The 16,278-nt window shown below is 33.0% G+C and carries 16 protein-coding genes and 1 pseudogene; 2 read left to right on the top strand and 15 right to left on the bottom strand.

The annotated features are described in order from the left end of the window. Positions 1–7: 7 nt before the first annotated feature. From recG to T473_RS0103805, 3 genes are all read right to left on the bottom strand, one after another. Positions 8–2,068, bottom strand: coding sequence for an ATP-dependent DNA helicase RecG (recG, locus tag T473_RS0103815; protein ID WP_024620706.1), 2,061 nt, complete (start codon positions 2,066–2,068; stop codon positions 8–10). A 77-nt stretch (positions 2,069–2,145) separates the two neighbouring features. Further along, the gene (locus tag T473_RS0103810; protein ID WP_024620705.1) at positions 2,146–3,783 is read right to left on the bottom strand and encodes a DAK2 domain-containing protein; all 1,638 of its coding nucleotides are present in this window, start codon (positions 3,781–3,783) and stop codon (positions 2,146–2,148) included. Positions 3,784–3,801: 18 nt separating this feature from the next. Beyond that, complete coding sequence (locus T473_RS0103805) at positions 3,802–4,149, bottom strand: Asp23/Gls24 family envelope stress response protein (protein WP_024620704.1); 348 nt, start codon at positions 4,147–4,149, stop codon at positions 3,802–3,804. Between the two features lie 341 nt (positions 4,150–4,490). On the opposite strand from T473_RS0103805, the gene rpmB reads away from it, so the two are divergent. Further along, positions 4,491–4,679 (top strand): 50S ribosomal protein L28, encoded by a 189-nt coding sequence (rpmB, locus tag T473_RS0103800; protein WP_024620703.1) that lies wholly within the window; start codon positions 4,491–4,493, stop codon positions 4,677–4,679. Between the two features lie 170 nt (positions 4,680–4,849). Here rpmB and T473_RS0103795 read toward each other — a convergent pair whose 3' ends face one another. Further along, complete coding sequence (locus T473_RS0103795; protein ID WP_024620702.1) at positions 4,850–5,005, bottom strand: hypothetical protein; 156 nt, start codon at positions 5,003–5,005, stop codon at positions 4,850–4,852. A gap of 193 nt (positions 5,006–5,198) precedes the next feature. On the opposite strand from T473_RS0103795, the gene T473_RS0103790 reads away from it, so the two are divergent. Beyond that, positions 5,199–5,954: a MerR family transcriptional regulator gene (locus T473_RS0103790; protein WP_024620701.1), complete on the top strand. Its 756-nt coding sequence runs from the start codon at positions 5,199–5,201 to the stop codon at positions 5,952–5,954. Positions 5,955–6,398: 444 nt separating this feature from the next. Here the strand turns inward: T473_RS0103790 and T473_RS0103785 are convergent, their stop codons facing one another. The 11 genes and pseudogenes from T473_RS0103785 to T473_RS19620 form a co-directional block, all read right to left on the bottom strand. Further along, positions 6,399–7,040, bottom strand: coding sequence for a thiamine diphosphokinase (locus T473_RS0103785; protein WP_024620700.1), 642 nt, complete (start codon positions 7,038–7,040; stop codon positions 6,399–6,401). After that, positions 7,037–7,711 (bottom strand): ribulose-phosphate 3-epimerase, encoded by a 675-nt coding sequence (gene rpe / locus T473_RS0103780; RefSeq protein WP_024620699.1) that lies wholly within the window; start codon positions 7,709–7,711, stop codon positions 7,037–7,039. Before rpe ends, T473_RS0103785 begins: the two co-directional genes overlap by 4 nt. 1 nt (position 7,712) lies before the next feature. Further along, positions 7,713–8,597: a ribosome small subunit-dependent GTPase A gene (gene rsgA, locus T473_RS0103775; RefSeq protein ID WP_024620698.1), complete on the bottom strand. Its 885-nt coding sequence runs from the start codon at positions 8,595–8,597 to the stop codon at positions 7,713–7,715. Positions 8,598–8,696: 99 nt separating this feature from the next. Beyond that, positions 8,697–9,379 (bottom strand): annotated as a pseudogene (gene fabG / locus T473_RS16165) (3-oxoacyl-ACP reductase FabG). A gap of 199 nt (positions 9,380–9,578) precedes the next feature. Beyond that, the gene (gene pknB, locus T473_RS0103765) at positions 9,579–11,516 is read right to left on the bottom strand and encodes a Stk1 family PASTA domain-containing Ser/Thr kinase (protein ID WP_024620697.1); all 1,938 of its coding nucleotides are present in this window, start codon (positions 11,514–11,516) and stop codon (positions 9,579–9,581) included. A 16-nt stretch (positions 11,517–11,532) separates the two neighbouring features. Further along, positions 11,533–12,285 carry a Stp1/IreP family PP2C-type Ser/Thr phosphatase gene (locus T473_RS0103760; protein WP_024620696.1) on the bottom strand — a complete coding sequence of 251 codons (753 nt, stop codon included), beginning with the start codon at positions 12,283–12,285 and terminating at the stop codon, positions 11,533–11,535. Positions 12,286–12,303: 18 nt separating this feature from the next. Beyond that, positions 12,304–13,335 carry a dual-specificity RNA methyltransferase RlmN gene (gene rlmN, locus T473_RS0103755; protein WP_024620695.1) on the bottom strand — a complete coding sequence of 344 codons (1,032 nt, stop codon included), beginning with the start codon at positions 13,333–13,335 and terminating at the stop codon, positions 12,304–12,306. 7 nt (positions 13,336–13,342) lie between these two features. Continuing rightward, a complete protein-coding gene (gene rsmB, locus T473_RS0103750) occupies positions 13,343–14,668 on the bottom strand; it encodes a 16S rRNA (cytosine(967)-C(5))-methyltransferase RsmB (RefSeq protein ID WP_024620694.1) in 1,326 nt (441 codons plus the stop codon). A gap of 128 nt (positions 14,669–14,796) precedes the next feature. Beyond that, positions 14,797–15,489, bottom strand: a complete 693-nt coding sequence (locus T473_RS0103745) for a zinc metallopeptidase (RefSeq protein WP_024620693.1) — start codon at positions 15,487–15,489, stop codon at positions 14,797–14,799. A gap of 30 nt (positions 15,490–15,519) precedes the next feature. Further along, positions 15,520–16,065, bottom strand: coding sequence for a DUF116 domain-containing protein (locus T473_RS16160; RefSeq protein ID WP_330369365.1), 546 nt, complete (start codon positions 16,063–16,065; stop codon positions 15,520–15,522). Beyond that, positions 16,062–16,277 (bottom strand): hypothetical protein, encoded by a 216-nt coding sequence (locus T473_RS19620; protein ID WP_330369364.1) that lies wholly within the window; start codon positions 16,275–16,277, stop codon positions 16,062–16,064. Before T473_RS19620 ends, T473_RS16160 begins: the two co-directional genes overlap by 4 nt. Position 16,278: the final 1 nt, after the last annotated feature.

Below are 16,278 nucleotides of genomic sequence, written 5' to 3'. Positions count from 1 at the left end.
ATTTTGACTAATTAAGAGCTACTTCTTCTAATATATCCGTAAATTTTTCTAAAATTTCTTTTTTAAGCAATTGATTCTCTCTATGTTGAAGTTTTCTATCTTCTCCAAGCATGTATCTTGCTTCTTTTTGAGCTAGTTTTAGAATCTTGATATGTTGGAATAGATTTGCAACTTTTAATTCAGGTAAACCGTGTTGTCTAGTTCCAAAAAACTCACCAGTACCTCTAATTTCTAAGTCCTTTTCAGAAATTTTAAATCCGTCGTTGGTCTCTTCCATTATTGCCATTCTTTGTCTACATACTTCGTTTTTTGGGTTGTAAATCAGTATACAGTAAGACTTATGACTTCCCCTACCCACTCGACCTCTAAGCTGGTGAAGTTGAGCTAGTCCAAATCTTTCTGCGTTTTCTATTATCATAAGAGTCGCATTTGGCACATTCACTCCAACTTCTATAACTGTTGTGGATACAAGTATATCTATTTTACCTTCTTTAAAATCACTCATTACACTATCTTTTTCACTTGCCTTCATTTTTCCATGAATAAGACCTAATCTTAAATCATCAAAGTAGTTTATCCTCAGATCTTCTACTAGTTCAACTGCAGACTGAGCTTCTATAGCCTCACTCTCTTCCACTAACGGGCAAACTATATACACCTGTCTCCCCTTTATTACCTCTTCTCTTACCAATGTATTGTACGCAGAATCTCTTTTTTTCTGTTCTATTGCAATGGTCTCTATAGGTTTTCTTCCGGGAGGCAATTCATCTATAATCGATATATCCAAATCTCCGTAAAGAATAAGTGCTAATGTTCTTGGAATTGGAGTCGCAGTCATAACTAGTATATCTGGATTGTCTCCCTTTAGAGATAACTTTCCTCTCTGCATAACTCCAAAGCGGTGTTGCTCATCGGTTACAACTAATCCAATATTATGGAATTCCACCTTATCTTCAATCAAAGCATGAGTACCTATTAATATATCTATTTCTTTATTTTTTACTCTTTCAAGTATATTTTCTTTTTGCTTCTTAGTTAAACTGCCAACTAGAAGTTCACTAGTAATACCAAAGCCCCCTAATACTTCGTTGAACGATTCATAGTGCTGATGTGCTAGGATCTCTGTAGGAGCCATTATAGCCCCTTGATAACCGTTCAGAACGCAGTTTGCAAGTGCTAGCATAGCTACTATAGTCTTACCGCTACCGACATCCCCTTGAACTAATCTGTTCATTACTTTATTTGACCCCATATCTTCAATTATCTCATTAAGAGAATTAGATTGTGCCTTAGTAAGTTTAAATGCCAATGAATCCAGAATTTTATCGAGTCCATCGTCTCTTGTGAACTCTATTCCCTTTGACTCACTTCTACCGCTTTTAAACATAAACAGACCTAGTTGGAGGATTAAAAGTTCTTCAAAAATAATTCTATAAAGAGCTACTTTCAAATTTTCTTTACTGGCAGGCGTATGTATATTTTTTATTGCGTATTTGATATCGCACAAATTGTACTTGTCTATTATAGCTTTGGGCATGTATTCTTCTATCTCAATTTCCTCTGATTCGATAGCTGCCTTCACCATATTCATAACATCTTTATTTGTAACACCATATGTAAGAGGATACACTGGCATAAGTCTTCCAGTCTGCTTTGGAGCATTTGTAAGGTATTCTATTTCACAGGAATTCAATTCGATCTTATCATTTCTTATTTTCACTTTTCCAAATACTAAGATACTGTCTCCTGATTTATAAGTATTTTTAATGTATCCTCTATTGAAAAACGATAGCCTAGCATAACCTGTTTCATCTTTTACATTTATATTGGTTACCGTCATGCCCTTTCTCGGGCTAAAAGTATTTACGTTTGTAATAATCGCTTTTATCGTTACTTTTTCTTCATCTTCTAACTGTGCAATTTTTTTAATGTTGTTTCTATCTTCAAAGGTTCTTGGAAAATAATATAGTAAATCCTTAAGAGTGAATACTCCTAGTTTTTCAAGTTTTGCAGCTCTCTGTGGCCCGATACCTTTGATAAATTGCACATCTTTATTTAAATTATTCACACTATCACCTACTATACAAAAGTCCTGTATAATCCTACTTAAAAAAGTAATCTGATTATACAGGACTATTAATATCATTATTCAACTGAAATTAAATAGTAATAAAGAGGTTGTCCTCCATAATATAGTTCAATATCAATATCTTCGTATTTAGCTTCTAGTATATTTCCTAAATCAGAAGCTTGACTTTCTGTAACATCTTCTCCATAGAATAAAGTTATTATTGCAGTGTCCTTATCTACTAGGTCTTCTACCAATCTAACAGTAGTCTCTTCTACATCTTCACCTGCTGCAAGTAAATTTCCTTCAGCTATACCTATTATATTGCCTTCTTTAACGTCTATCTCATTCATAACTGTATCTCTTACAGCAAATGTAACTTGGCCTGATTTAACAGCTTTAAGAGCCTCTAACATAGCTTCTTCGTTTTCCTCTGCACTTGCTTCTCCGTTAAAGCTTACTAAAGCAGAGAAACCTTGTGGAGTGTTTTTAGTGGGAAGTACGATTATGTTTCTATCACTCAATTCTTTTGCTTGATTAGCGGCCATAATTATATTTCCATTGTTTGGAAGCAGGAAAATATTTTTGGCACTTATTTTATCTATAGCCTTCATAAAATCTTCCGTAGAAGGGTTCATCGTTTGACCGCCTTCAATAACATGATCCACTCCGAAGTCTTTAAATATCTTTGCAAGACCTTCACCCATAGATGTAGCTATAAATCCGAAGTCTTTCTCTTCTACTGTAGCACTTACTTGTTCTGATTCTTTACCTATCTCTAATAAAGTATTTTCATGTTGTAGTTTCATGTTTTCTATCTTTGTAGTAATAAGTTGACCATACTGAAGAGCTTCTTGTAATACACTTCCTGGATCATTAGTGTGAACGTGTACTTTTATAACTCCATCATCGCCAACTACAGCTAAACTATCACCGTAGTTTAACATTATATCTCTTATAGTCGTGTCTTCTACTTTATCGCTCTCTAGTATAAATTCTGTACAGTACTGGAACTTAATATCTTCACTCGATATATTTGCATTATGTTGTACTTGTACACTTGAAACTGAGCTTGCTGATCTATCATTTTTAACTATTGAATTTCCAAGTAAAGTCTCGTACATTCCTTCGTAAATACATACTAGACCTTTACCTCCAGAATCTACGACTCCAGCATCTTTTAGATTTTTTAGAAGGTCTGGCGTTCTCTTTAGAGATGCGTTTGATTCTTTAACAAGCAAAGACATAAATCTAACTATGTCCTTTTCTCTAGCTGCTAACTTTACAGCATAATCTCCACTCTCTCTTACTACTGTAAGAATTGTTCCTTCTATTGGTTTGATTACTGCCTTGTATGCAGTATCTGATCCATTTTTTAATGCTTTAGCTAAATCTTGTGTAGAAAGTTTTTCTTTTCCTTCTATTGATTTAGCTATACCTCTTATAATCTGAGATAGAATTACCCCAGAGTTTCCTCTAGCTCCCATAAGAGAACCTTTAGAAAGAGCCTTCCCTATATCTGTAATATCATCATTTGCTACTTTAGACAGTTCTTGTATGGCATAAGATATTGTAAGAGACATATTAGTACCTGTATCACCATCTGGAACTGGGAAAACATTCAGCTTGTCAACTAAATCCTTGTGATTTTGAAGATTGTTTGCACCTGATACAAACATCTCTCTAAGCTTTTTTCCATCTATATATTGAATCATATTCTTCCTCCCGAGAAATTACTTAACTCTGATACCTTGTACATTAATATCTATTCTGCCTACTTTTAAGCTAGTCATAGTTTCAACAACATACTTAACTCTCTCAATTATGTTGTTGGCAACTGTAGATATATTTGTACCGTATTGTATTATAACATAAAGCTCTATTGCAATGGTATCTTCTTCTAATTCCTCTACTCTTACACCTTTAGTAGCATTCTCGCCTTTTAAAAGTTCTACTATTCCTTTAGATTTAAAAGCCAGTCCAACAAGACCGTAGCTCTCCATAGCCGCTCTATAAGCTATTTGAGCAATGACTTGATTATCTATTCTTATATATCCATATTGGTTAGTTATAGCATTCATACTTTAACCCCCTTAAATTTTTATTATATTCTTTATTCTTCCTATTGTATTATAAAATATAATCATATCATACTATAAATAAAGAATAATTTAAACCTTCTCTTCTCGTTTAAACGTGTTTAGCTAAAATATAGCAAATAATTTAAATATTTTATTAAATTTTTTACGCCAAACGTATTTACTTTAAAAGAAAATATATATATAATTTTATATGATAATCGGAATTTCTTCAATATATGTTAAGTAAATATATATATTTCTATTGAAAGTCTTTGATATTTATGATAATATAAATATGTTTTTAGTCTCTAAATAGTTATCATTTAAGGAGGTGTACAGAAATGGCAAAAATATGTAGTGTATGTGGAAAAGGTAGAGTATCAGGAAACCAAGTAACACATTCAAATAAACACAATAAAAGAACATGGTCAGCTAACTTAAGAAATGTAAGAGCTCTAATAGATGGAACTCCTAGAAGAGTAAAAGTTTGTACTAGATGTCTACGTTCTGGTAAAGTTGAAAGACCATAAGTCAAATTTGACTTATACTATAAAAGCCTACTTCCGAAAGTAGGCTTTTTTACTTTTTATTTTCTTTTAAATTTTCTCATAAATCTAAGTATTATATTAGATATCCATCTCGGCAATCTAATTGTAACTATTTTCACCGACAATCACCCCAGACTATATAGTAAAATCACCTAACAAAAAAATAATAGCGCTCCACATCCAATAAGTATCAATGCAGTAAGTGTGGACCAAATCCAACCAGGTAGTATTATTGATAAAATTGTAGCTACACCTATAGATAAACAAAGCATACCTATTAAAACTTTAGATTTGTTGTTGTTTCTCATAGCACACCTCCACATATCCTTAGTACATAAACCTTTCTATATATTAAACTTATTCGAATTCAATTCTCTTTATACCATAATGAAAAAAATTTAAAATATTTTTAGCTAACTCTTGACACTTACCTTACGTAAAGGTATATATTAAAAATTAACATCGGTAAACAATACAAAATAATTAGAATAGAGGCGCTTTATGGAGTACACAGTATACAAATTATCTAAATTAGCCGGCATTAGTTCAAGAACTTTAAGATTTTACGATGAAATCGAACTTTTAAAACCAAGTAGAATTAATTCTTCAGGTTACAGAATATATGGAGAGAAAGAAGTCAATAAACTTCAGCAAATTCTCTTTTATAGAGAACTTGGACTAAAATTAGATAGTATTAAACACATTGTAAACTCAATTGAATTCGATGAATTAGGTGCACTTAAAGATCACCATAAAAATCTGATAGAGAAAAAACAACAGATAGAACTTTTGCTTGCCAATGTTGAAAAAACTATAAAATTAAAAGAAGGTGAAGTAAAAATGAGTGATAAAGAAAAATTTGAAGGCTTTAAAGATAAGCTTATTAGCGAAAACGATAAAAAGTATGGCGATGAAATAAGAGAAAAGTACGGTAAGGAAAGTATAGATGAGTCGTATAAAAAGTTTAAAGGCATGACAGAGGATGATTACCAAGCGATGGATGAAATGAGTAAAGAAATTCTTAAAAAACTCAATGAAGCTTATAAAATAGGAGATCCTAAATCTCATTTGGCACATGAAGTTGCAGATTTACACAGAAGATGGTTAGGCTACACTTGGAGTAGCTATTCTAAAGAAGCTCATAGGGTCTTAGCGCAGATGTATGTGGATGATGAGAGATTTACTGCCTATTATGATAGAGATCAACCTGGGCTTACTGAGTTTCTTAGAGATGCTATCTATGCTTATACTGAGTAGATTTAGTAGGGATTTGTCATGTCAACATAAAATTACAAATTTTATATTGATAAGTGACCCCTATCCTCTTAACTTCTAACTAGAGTTAACTTAGAAATTCATAAATAAACAACAATTTAATATGATATCGATCGGAGCGAAATAACGTCTGAAAGGTGAGCTAATGAGTGAAATATGACTTGTCTGTGTCTCTCGTTCTGGAGTGAACTCAATGATAATATCATTATATTATTTTTTGTTCCTTTGATTTAAGTTTTAAAAAATGATATAATTATTAAATCAATTTACAGTAAAAAAGCAAGGCCATCTGAATTTGGCCTTGCTTTTTTATGTAGTATTAAAGTATCTGTGATAGACATCTACCATTTGAAAAAATAATTTGGAGATGATAAATATGTGTGAAGAAACAAGATTACCTAGGAACGAGAAGTAAAATTTTTAAAATTATTTATTTCTAATTACAAATACGCATCCTTTTTCAACCTTTATTCTACAGGTATCCTTTAACATAACATTCGATATACCAATAGGCTTTGAGAACTTCATAAAATACCTGTCAAGGGGATATTCCAAGTCTAGTAGTGTAACACCCTCAGCATCGCCCTTAGTGGCTACTACAGAGATTGTATCACCTTTGTTCCCATGTAATACCATCTCACTATCTTCTATTAAGTACATATCTTCCTTAGTCGATAAAATTCTAGAATAAATTCCTTCTTCTTTAGTATAGTAAAGCAACTTAACATTTGCTAATGTATGATCTATTCTACCCCCAAGAGCGCCATAAAAATCTACCTGATCCGCTCCAAGGGTCTTGGCTAAGTATATACATAACTCCGTGTCTGTTTCATCCTTCTTAGATGGAAACTTCTTAAATGATACTCCTGCCTCTTTATAATAATCAATTCTATCTGGATCGATTGAGTCCAAATCCCCAAGTATATAGTTTGGAGTTATATCCATTTCATACGTGTGATTTGCCCCACCATCTGAGCAAATAATACAGTCGTATTTTTCATCCAGCATAATTTTTTTGGTGTTTTTGTAATCGTCTATTTCTCCGTTAAGTATTATACCTATTTTCATACTAGTTTCGCCTGGTTCATTGAAGCATTTTCTCTCAACGATTTAACAGATCCTACGATACTGTCACTGTTAAATATCGCTGATCCAGCAACTATTATATTCGCCCCAGCAGCTACTACATCTGCAATATTTGAACTTTTAACTCCACCGTCAACTTCTATATCTACATTTAGACCTTTTTCATCGATCATACTCTTAACTTCTTTAATCTTATCCAGTACACACGGTATAAATGATTGACCTCCGAATCCAGGGTTAACAGACATTAAAAGAACCATATCTACATCTTCGAGTACATGTTTAATACTATCCACTGGTGTAGCTGGATTCAATGATACTCCTGCCTTGATTCCATGGGATTTTATATTTTGTATCGTTCTGTGAAGATGTACACAAGCTTCTTGGTGAACTGTTATAATATCGCATCCTGCATTCACAAAATCCTTTATGTACATATCTGGATTTTCGATCATAAGGTGTGCATCAAATACCATATCTACATCTTTTCTTAAACTCTTTACTATTGCCGGTCCCAAAGTTATATTTGGTACAAAATGACCATCCATTACATCTATGTGTAAATACTCACAACCTGCAGTCTCAACCTTTTTTACATCCTCAAGTAATCTTGCAAAATCAGCCGATAATATCGACGGCGCTAACTTTATCATATTAATACCTCCTACTGTTGAATTCTCTAATTTCACCTAAAAGCTGTAAATAGCTGTCGTATCTTTCTTTTGAAATATATCCATTTTCTACAGCTTCTTTTACACCACATTTCGGTTCATTTTCGTGTATACATTTGTTTCCAAATTTACATTTTCCGTACTCCGCAAACTCGATAAAGTAATCTTTTAATTCGTCTTCTTCTATATCATCTACAGAAAGAGAACTAAATCCCGGTGTATCTGCTACCATTCCACCGAATTCAAGTTTAAATAGCTCTGCATGTCTTGTAGTATGCTTTCCTCTTTTTATCTTATCACTTACTTCTCCGGTTTGAAGTTTAAAGTCTTCATCTATTTCATTTAGCAAGCTCGACTTACCAACTCCAGATGGTCCAGCAAAAACAGTTATACTATCCTTCAACTCATCTTTTACTTTATCTACATTTAAATTGTCCACATTGCTTACAGGTATTACATTGTATCCACAACTTTCATAAACATTTTTAATACTTTCTAAAGTCGCCTCTGAATCCAAATCTATCTTTGTAAATACAATTACAGTTTCCAATCCTTCTCTCTCAGAAAGAACCAAAAATCTATCTAAAAGGGATAAATTTAAGTTTGGGTTTTTTATTGCAAATACAATTAGTGCCTTATCTACGTTTGCTATAGGAGGTCTTATAAGTTCAGAATCTCTGCCCTCAATTTCTTCTACTATTCCCTTTTTCTCCACTTCATCTAGCACATTCATCTTTACTCGGTCGCCAACTAGTGGTGTAATTTTATCTTTTCTAAGTATTCCCCTAGCTTTGCATTCGTAAAGTCCATTTTCTGTATCTACGTAATAAAAACCACTTATTCCTTTCACAATTTGTCCCTTTAACATTAAATACCTCCTCTATTTATAGTTGCGCTTTTATAAAAAATATTATTTACCAAAATAATACTTTTATCTATCTTATCTATAATTTTAATATATTTTTACCTAAATAACAATTCCACCATTTGGACTTAATACTTGTCCTGTAAAGAAATCAGCCTTATCCGATGCTAAAAATAGTGCACAATTAGATATATCTTCAGGTTTTCCTAACTTCATCAAAGGAGTCTCCTGTCTAAATAGCTCTAGGTCATCTCCATCTATTTGCTCCAACATATCCGTAACTATAGCACCGGGAGCTATGCAATTTACCTGTATATTAGAAGGTCCAACTTCTTTTGCAAGTGCCTTTGTAAGACCTATGATTCCCGCCTTTGATGCAGAATAGTGAACTTCACATGATCCACCAGTTATTCCCCATATAGAAGATATATTTATTATTTTACCCTTTTTTCAGAAATCATATGTCTAAGTGCAGTTTGTGCGCAATGGAACACTCCTTTTAGATTTACATTCATAAGATTGTCCCAGTCCTCATCAGAAATATCAGTAAATAGAATTCCCTTAGCTACACCCGCATTATTTACAAGAACATCTAAATCTCCAAACTCTTTTAAACAGTACTCAAACATAGCCTCAACTTCATCTCTCTTGCTTACATCAGCCTTGAATGTTTTAACAGAAAGACCTTCACCTTGTAATCTAGCCTGTAGTTCCTCAGCCTTACCCTTAGACTTATTGTAGTTTATTAAAACATTATAGCCTTCCCTAGCAAACTTCTCAGCCATATTGCCTCCAATGCCCCTAGAAGAACCTGTAATTAAAACAGTTTTCTTTTGTATCATCAATCTCACCTCAAAAATTTATTTATATAAATATATTTTTATTACATAAAATCAGGGCTGTCTCAAAATTTTGAGACAGCCCTATAAAATACATTGTATTTTTATTAAATCCAACAATCGATAAATTATGTGGCATCCCTATTTACTCAGTATCTGTACTGCCAGATCCTCCAGTTCCACCTGATCCATTTCCTGATCCTGACCCTGAACCACCTGGTTCTGATCCAGTTCCTGATTCTGATCCATTCCCATTTCCTGGATTTGTTCCACTTCCATTTCCATTTCCTGGGTTTGTTCCACTTCCATTTCCTGGGTTTGTTCCACTTCCATTTCCTGGATTTGTTCCACTTCCATTTCCATTTCCTGGATTTGTTCCACTTCCATTTCCTGGATTTGTTCCTGTTCCTGGTTCATTTCCAGTTCCTAAATCCGGCGGCTGAGTAGTATCTTCATCATTTTTATTTTCATCTGGATCTATAACATCAGATTCATCTGATTTTTTACTTACAACAAGGTTTATTCTATCTCCCTCTTTTACGTTTGTAGATCCTGCTCTAGGACTTTGACTTAGCACTGTTCCTTCTTTTTCACTGCTGCTATACTCGTACTTGACCGTTCCCAGTTTAAGATTTGCATCCTTGAGAGCTTCTTTTGCATCACTTAGCGTAAGTCCTACAACCTCTGGAGCCGATATAGTATCTGCCCCCTTACTTAATACTACAGCTACTACATCTCCTTTATCCAACTTTGTACCTTCGGGGGGAGTCTGTGAAATTATACAGTCTTCTTCTACGTCTTCACTGTATTCACTGCTTTTTACTTTGATGCTAACTCCCATTTTATCTAACTCAGACCTAGCTTCTTCTAATGTCATATTTACAAGATTTGGAGCAACAGAGTCCCCTCCAAGTGCCGGTTTTATAAACATTTTATATGCAAATGCGAATTGAGCCATTAATATAATTATAAGTATTACAGCCGCAATTCTTAATCTCTTTTTAGTCTTTGGACTATCTTTCTTTTTCTTCTTCTTTCTTCTCTCTCGCCTTTTTGATCTTCTATTTTCTTCTTCATAGTCATCATCCTCGTACTCATCTTCATCTTCGTACTCGTCTTCAAGGTAACTATCATCTTCTTCCAGATCTGGAATTGACATCGGATTTAACTTCTCTGATACCGACTGATTTTCTAAGTTTAATTTTTTAGGATCTATCTTTTTAGTTTCAAAGTCATTGTACTCTTTGATAAAATCTAGATCAATATTTTTCTCAATGTAATCAATATCTTCAATCAATTCTTCAGCAGTTTGGTATCTATCTGAAGCAGATTTCTCAGTTAATTTTTTTATTAATGTTCTTACGCTCTGTGGTATACTAACTTTTTCATCAGATGTAAACTCGATATCATCGTTAATATGTTGAAGAGCTATTGAAATAGGGCTGTCCCCTCTAAAAGGAACTTTTCCTAATAGCATCTCATATAAAACTATACCTAATGAGTATAAATCTGCACTATTAGTCACAAACTTACCTTTAGCTTGCTCCGGTGAAAAATAGTGAACAGAACCTATAACACTCCCTATATTAGTTACAGTTGTATTCGATACTGCTTTCGCAATACCAAAATCAGCTACCTTAACTACTCTACCTTCATTTGAGATAAGTATGTTATGAGGTTTTATATCTCTATGTATTATGCCCTTTTTATGGGCAGCACCAAGAGCTAATGAAATCTGCTTGGTTATATCTAAAGCAGTGTATTCATCTAAAGTTCCCTCGTTTTGAATAATCTCCTTTAAGTTTTGCCCATCTATAAACTCCATTACTATATAGTGAACTTTGCCATCTTCGCCTACATCGTACACATTAACTATATTTGGATGAGATAAACTCGCTACCGCTTCAGCTTCTCTCTTAAATTTTGTTAAAAATTCTTCGTCATCAACAAACTCTGGTCTAAGGACCTTTAGAGCTACGGTTCTATTTAGCAACTTGTCTTTAGCCTCGTAAACAAAGGCCATACCCCCATCGCCAATCTTTCTTATGATCTCATATCTATTTCCTAAAATTGTTTCTCCCACATTATCACCGTCCTAATTATACTCTTATTAAGATAACCGAAACATTATCTTTACCAGAAACATCATTTGCCATATTTATCAATTTAGCGCTTATTTCATCTATATCTTCTTCTTTAAATTCAATTATTGTTTGTCTTATTTCATTATCATTTACAAATCCAGTAAGCCCATCTGTAGCCATGAGAATAAAATCTCCATCTCTCAGCTTCTTTTTAAATATATCTACAACAACCATATCGTCTGTGCCTACAGCACGAGTTATATGGTTTCTTTGAGGATGAGTCTTTGCTTCTTCTTCTGTAATAACTTTTGCCATTATAAGTTCTTCAACTACAGAATGGTCTATTGTTATTTTATCAAATTTTCTGTCGTGTAACAAATAGCATCTACTATCGCCTACGTTTGCAACATAAATGTTGTTGTTGTAGATTATTGCAGTTACTAGCGTTGTACCCATACCATCAAATTCCAAAGCTTCTTTAGATTTATTGTGTATTATCGTATTTACATTGTTATAAGCTTGTTTTAGAACGTCATCTATATAGTCAATTTTAATACTTTCTCTCTGCAATAGATTTTCTTTTAGAAATTTAATTATGTTGGAAACTGCCAATTTACTCGCAACTTCGCCTTTATTATGGCCACCCATACCGTCAGCTATTGCAAATATGCCCATAGGCCCAAATTCTGTTTCTATAATTTCTCCCTCACAGTAATCTTCATTGTTCTTTCTTATTTTTCCTATATGGGAGGCACAACTATAATCCATACGATTTCCTCCTTGTTATCACTTATATTTTCTTCTCAACTGACCACAAGCTCCACTTATATCAGAACCTCTTGATATTCTAACTGTAGCAGGTATATTGTGTTTTTCTAGATTGTCTCTAAATTTGTAAATATATACTTTATCAGGTTTTTCGTATTCCCTCTCATCTACTTTATTTATAGGAATAAGATTAACATGACATAACATACCTTTAAGTAGCTTAGCCAGTGCATTTGCTTCTTTTTCAGAGTCATTTACACCTTTTATCAATGAGTACTCAAAAGTGATTCTTCTATTTGTCTTTTTTATATAATAACGACAAGCCTTTATGATTTCATCGATAGTGTAAGATTTTGCAACAGGCATTATCTCTTTTCTAATACTATCATATGGCGAATGGAGAGATATTGCAAGATTTATCGGTATTTCTAAATCTGCAAGCTCGTAAATCTTAGGTACAATACCACAAGTAGATAGTGTTATATGCCTGTATCCTAAGTTCAAGCCATTCTCTTCATTGACAATCTCCAAGAATTTTTTAGAGTTTTCAAAGTTATCTAGTGGCTCTCCACTTCCCATCATTACTACGTTTGATACTCTCTTGCCAGTGTCCTTTTGGACCTGCATAATCTGATCTAAAATTTCCCACGGCTCCAGATTTCTGACTAGACCATCGATTGTAGATGCACAGAAGTTACATCCCATTCTGCATCCTACCTGATTAGTAACACATACTGTCGTTCTATCTCCATAGTCCATCATCACTGTTTCTATTATATTTCCGTCGGCCAATAAAAACAAATATTTTTTTGTTCCATCTATCTTAGACTCTAATTTTAATTCCTGTTCTAAAGTTCCTATATAAGTGTTTTGCTCTAATTTTTCTCTTAAAGATTTGGGAATATTTTTCATATCATCAAAGTTTTCTGCGCCTTTATATATCCATGAAAAAATCTGACTTCCTCTAAAAGCTTTTTCTCCAATTTCCTTCATGTATTCCTTTATCTCATCTTCGGTAAAATTTTTTAGCGCTACTTTTTTATCTTCCACTTTATCACTACCTAACTCTCACTAATTTTGCTATAAAAAATCCATCCATACCGTGCACATTAGGATAAATCTTCAGCACTCCGCTGTTTTGTTCTTCTAAATCTATTTCTACTGAATCTATAGGATCTAGTTTAAATCCTTCATTATCTTTTAAAAATGCTTTGACAACATTCATATTTTCTTCGTCTTGAATGGTACATGTACTGTACACAAGTGTGCCACCTATCTTTACATATTTAGACGCATTACCTATAATTTGACTCTGAATTGCAGGTAATTCTTTTAAATCTTCTTTTTCTTTAAACTTTATTTCTGGCTTTCTCTTAACTATTCCAAGCCCTGAACAAGGCACATCTGTAAGTACATAATCAAACCTGTCTACACTTCTCTCATCGAATTTTAGTGCATCATATTCTTCCACATCTACATTGTTTAGTCCTAATCTAGTTACAGAAGATTTAATAAGCTTCAACTTGTGATTAAAAATATCTCTAGCTACAACTTTTCCTGTATTATTCATAATTGTAGCAACATGCGTAGTCTTTCCACCAGGTGCACTACAGACATCCAAAACTAAAGAATTTTCTTTTGGATTAATAGTTTTCCCTACTATCATAGAACTTATATCTTGAATTGTAAATAATCCCTGATTAAATAATTCATTATTTTCAATATTTTTTAAATTTTTAACTTCTACTGCCTCTTCTATAAAACTTACCTTACTACACTCAACTCCCATTTTAGTTAACTTTTCTATAAGCTCATCTCTAGTAGTTTTTGTAGTGTTTACACGTATATAAAGATTTGGTTTTTTACTGTTTTCTTCCAATAAATCTCTAGTAAAATCTATGCCGAACTTTTCTATCCAATTTTGCACCATCCATGGATTATACGAATACTCTATCGAAAGAGCCTTCACTTCATCCTTTTCATCAATATTTTTAATAGTCTCTTTGCTTCTTATTTCATTTCTTAGGATCGCATTTACAAATCCTGATGATCTCTTATCGTACTTTTTAGCAAGCTTTACGGACTCATCCACAGCCGCGTAGTCAGAGATACTATCTAAAAACAGTATTTGATACGTTCCCATTCTAAGTATAGTCTTAACAAATGTAGACATCTTCTTTACTTTTATCTTTGAAAGCTTATTGATTATATAGTCTATGTAGTATTTATTTTCTACTACACCGTAGATTAGTTCTGTTGCAAAACCACGTTCTGCATTTTTAATTTCGATATTTTTAAAATGCTTATTAATTGAGATATTTGAATAGTTCTTGTTCGTCTCTATATCACATATTACTTTAAATGCAAACTCTCTTGCGTTCATAATTTTTCTCTCCTCAAGCTAGTAAAAGTAAATTAGGCTAAAAATATCTAATAACTGACATTACGAGTTTATCTACTCGTTGGAAGTAAATCGATATTTTCAGCCTAAAATTATTGTTTATTTTCTTATTAATCGTTTCTTCTTTGAGCTATCAAAACTAACCTAAGTAGTTGAAGTGCTGCTGTTAGAGCTGCTGCAACGTAAGTAAGCGCTGCTGCTGTAAGAACTTTTCTACTTTGTCTCTTTTCACCCTCATCGACAATCCCTAGACTAGCAAGCTGAGTCACTGCTCTACTAGATGCGTTAAATTCAACTGGTAGTGTAACTATTTGGAATAAAACTGTAAGTGAAAATAAAATTATCCCAAATTTCAAAAATGGACCACTCATTATAAATCCTAGTATAATAAGTATCCACGAAGCGCTTGATGCGAAGCTTACAACTGGAACTAACGAACTTCTTATGCTTAGAGGCACATATCCATGAGCGTGTTGTATAGCATGCCCACACTCGTGTGCTGCAACCGAAATAGAAGTTATCGAAGTTCCCGAGTACACATCTTGAGATAATCTTACAGTTTTCTTTCTAGGATCGTAGTGATCGCTCAGATGCCCTCCTATAGGCTCTACTCTAACATCGTTTAATCCATTTACACTAAGTATCCTTTTAGCTACCTGTTCTCCTGTATATCCACTGTAAGCACGTACTTTTAAGTATTTATTAGTAGTTGAACTAACTTTAAACTGAGCATACATAGTGAATAATAAAGCTGGTATTAATATAATCATAGTTGGGTCAAATCCCCAGTATCCGTAATTCATTTATATAACACTCTCCTAATTATTTGTAAATTAATATTCACTGTGCTTAAAACCAATGTTTCCCCTCAAAAAATCTATTGCTTCTTCCACATCCTCTATATCCACACCAGTGTTAAAGCAAGGTCCATTTGGCCTTTTATTAAAAACTCCTAGCACTGGTATTTTGCTTACATCCTGAACTCCTGATGTAAGGTCTCTTTCGCAAGCTACTGCTATGACCGCTTTTGGTTTATTATCTATAATTATCTTTCTAGCCAAAGTTCCGCCTGTAGCTACAAATACTTTTACATTGTGTTTATACTTTAGATCAACTAAATCTTTTACACTGCAAAGACCACATTTATTGCAGTTATCTATATCATTAGTGATTTTCAATTTACATAAGTTATTTTGAACACAGTGAGGTATAAGTATTATTATATCCTCTGGTTCAAAATTATATTTACCACTGTATATATATTCATTGTTTAGCTTAATATATACCCTTCTCATATCATCTTTTGATATCTTAAGTACAGAGGATATATATGTAACAATAGGAAATAGTATATTTACTATGTTAAAGTTAAATCTCATAATAGTTGAATTAACTTTTTTTCGTTTACAACTAAATACGTTACGAAAGTCGAAAAAATAATAATTGTCACAACTATAAAAAATAAAGCTATAATTAATTTTGAAAATATATCGTTATAGCTAGTCACAAATAAATCTACCGCTCCTACTAAAACTCCAAGCACTAAAATCAAAATACATATACTCACTGAGTACTTCTTTATCTCAGTCATA

Source organism: Clostridioides mangenotii TR, assembly GCF_000498755.1.
In the GTDB taxonomy this organism is placed as follows: Bacteria; Bacillota; Clostridia; order Peptostreptococcales; family Peptostreptococcaceae; genus Metaclostridioides; species Metaclostridioides mangenotii_A.
This window is presented reverse-complemented; position numbering and strand designations above follow the sequence as displayed.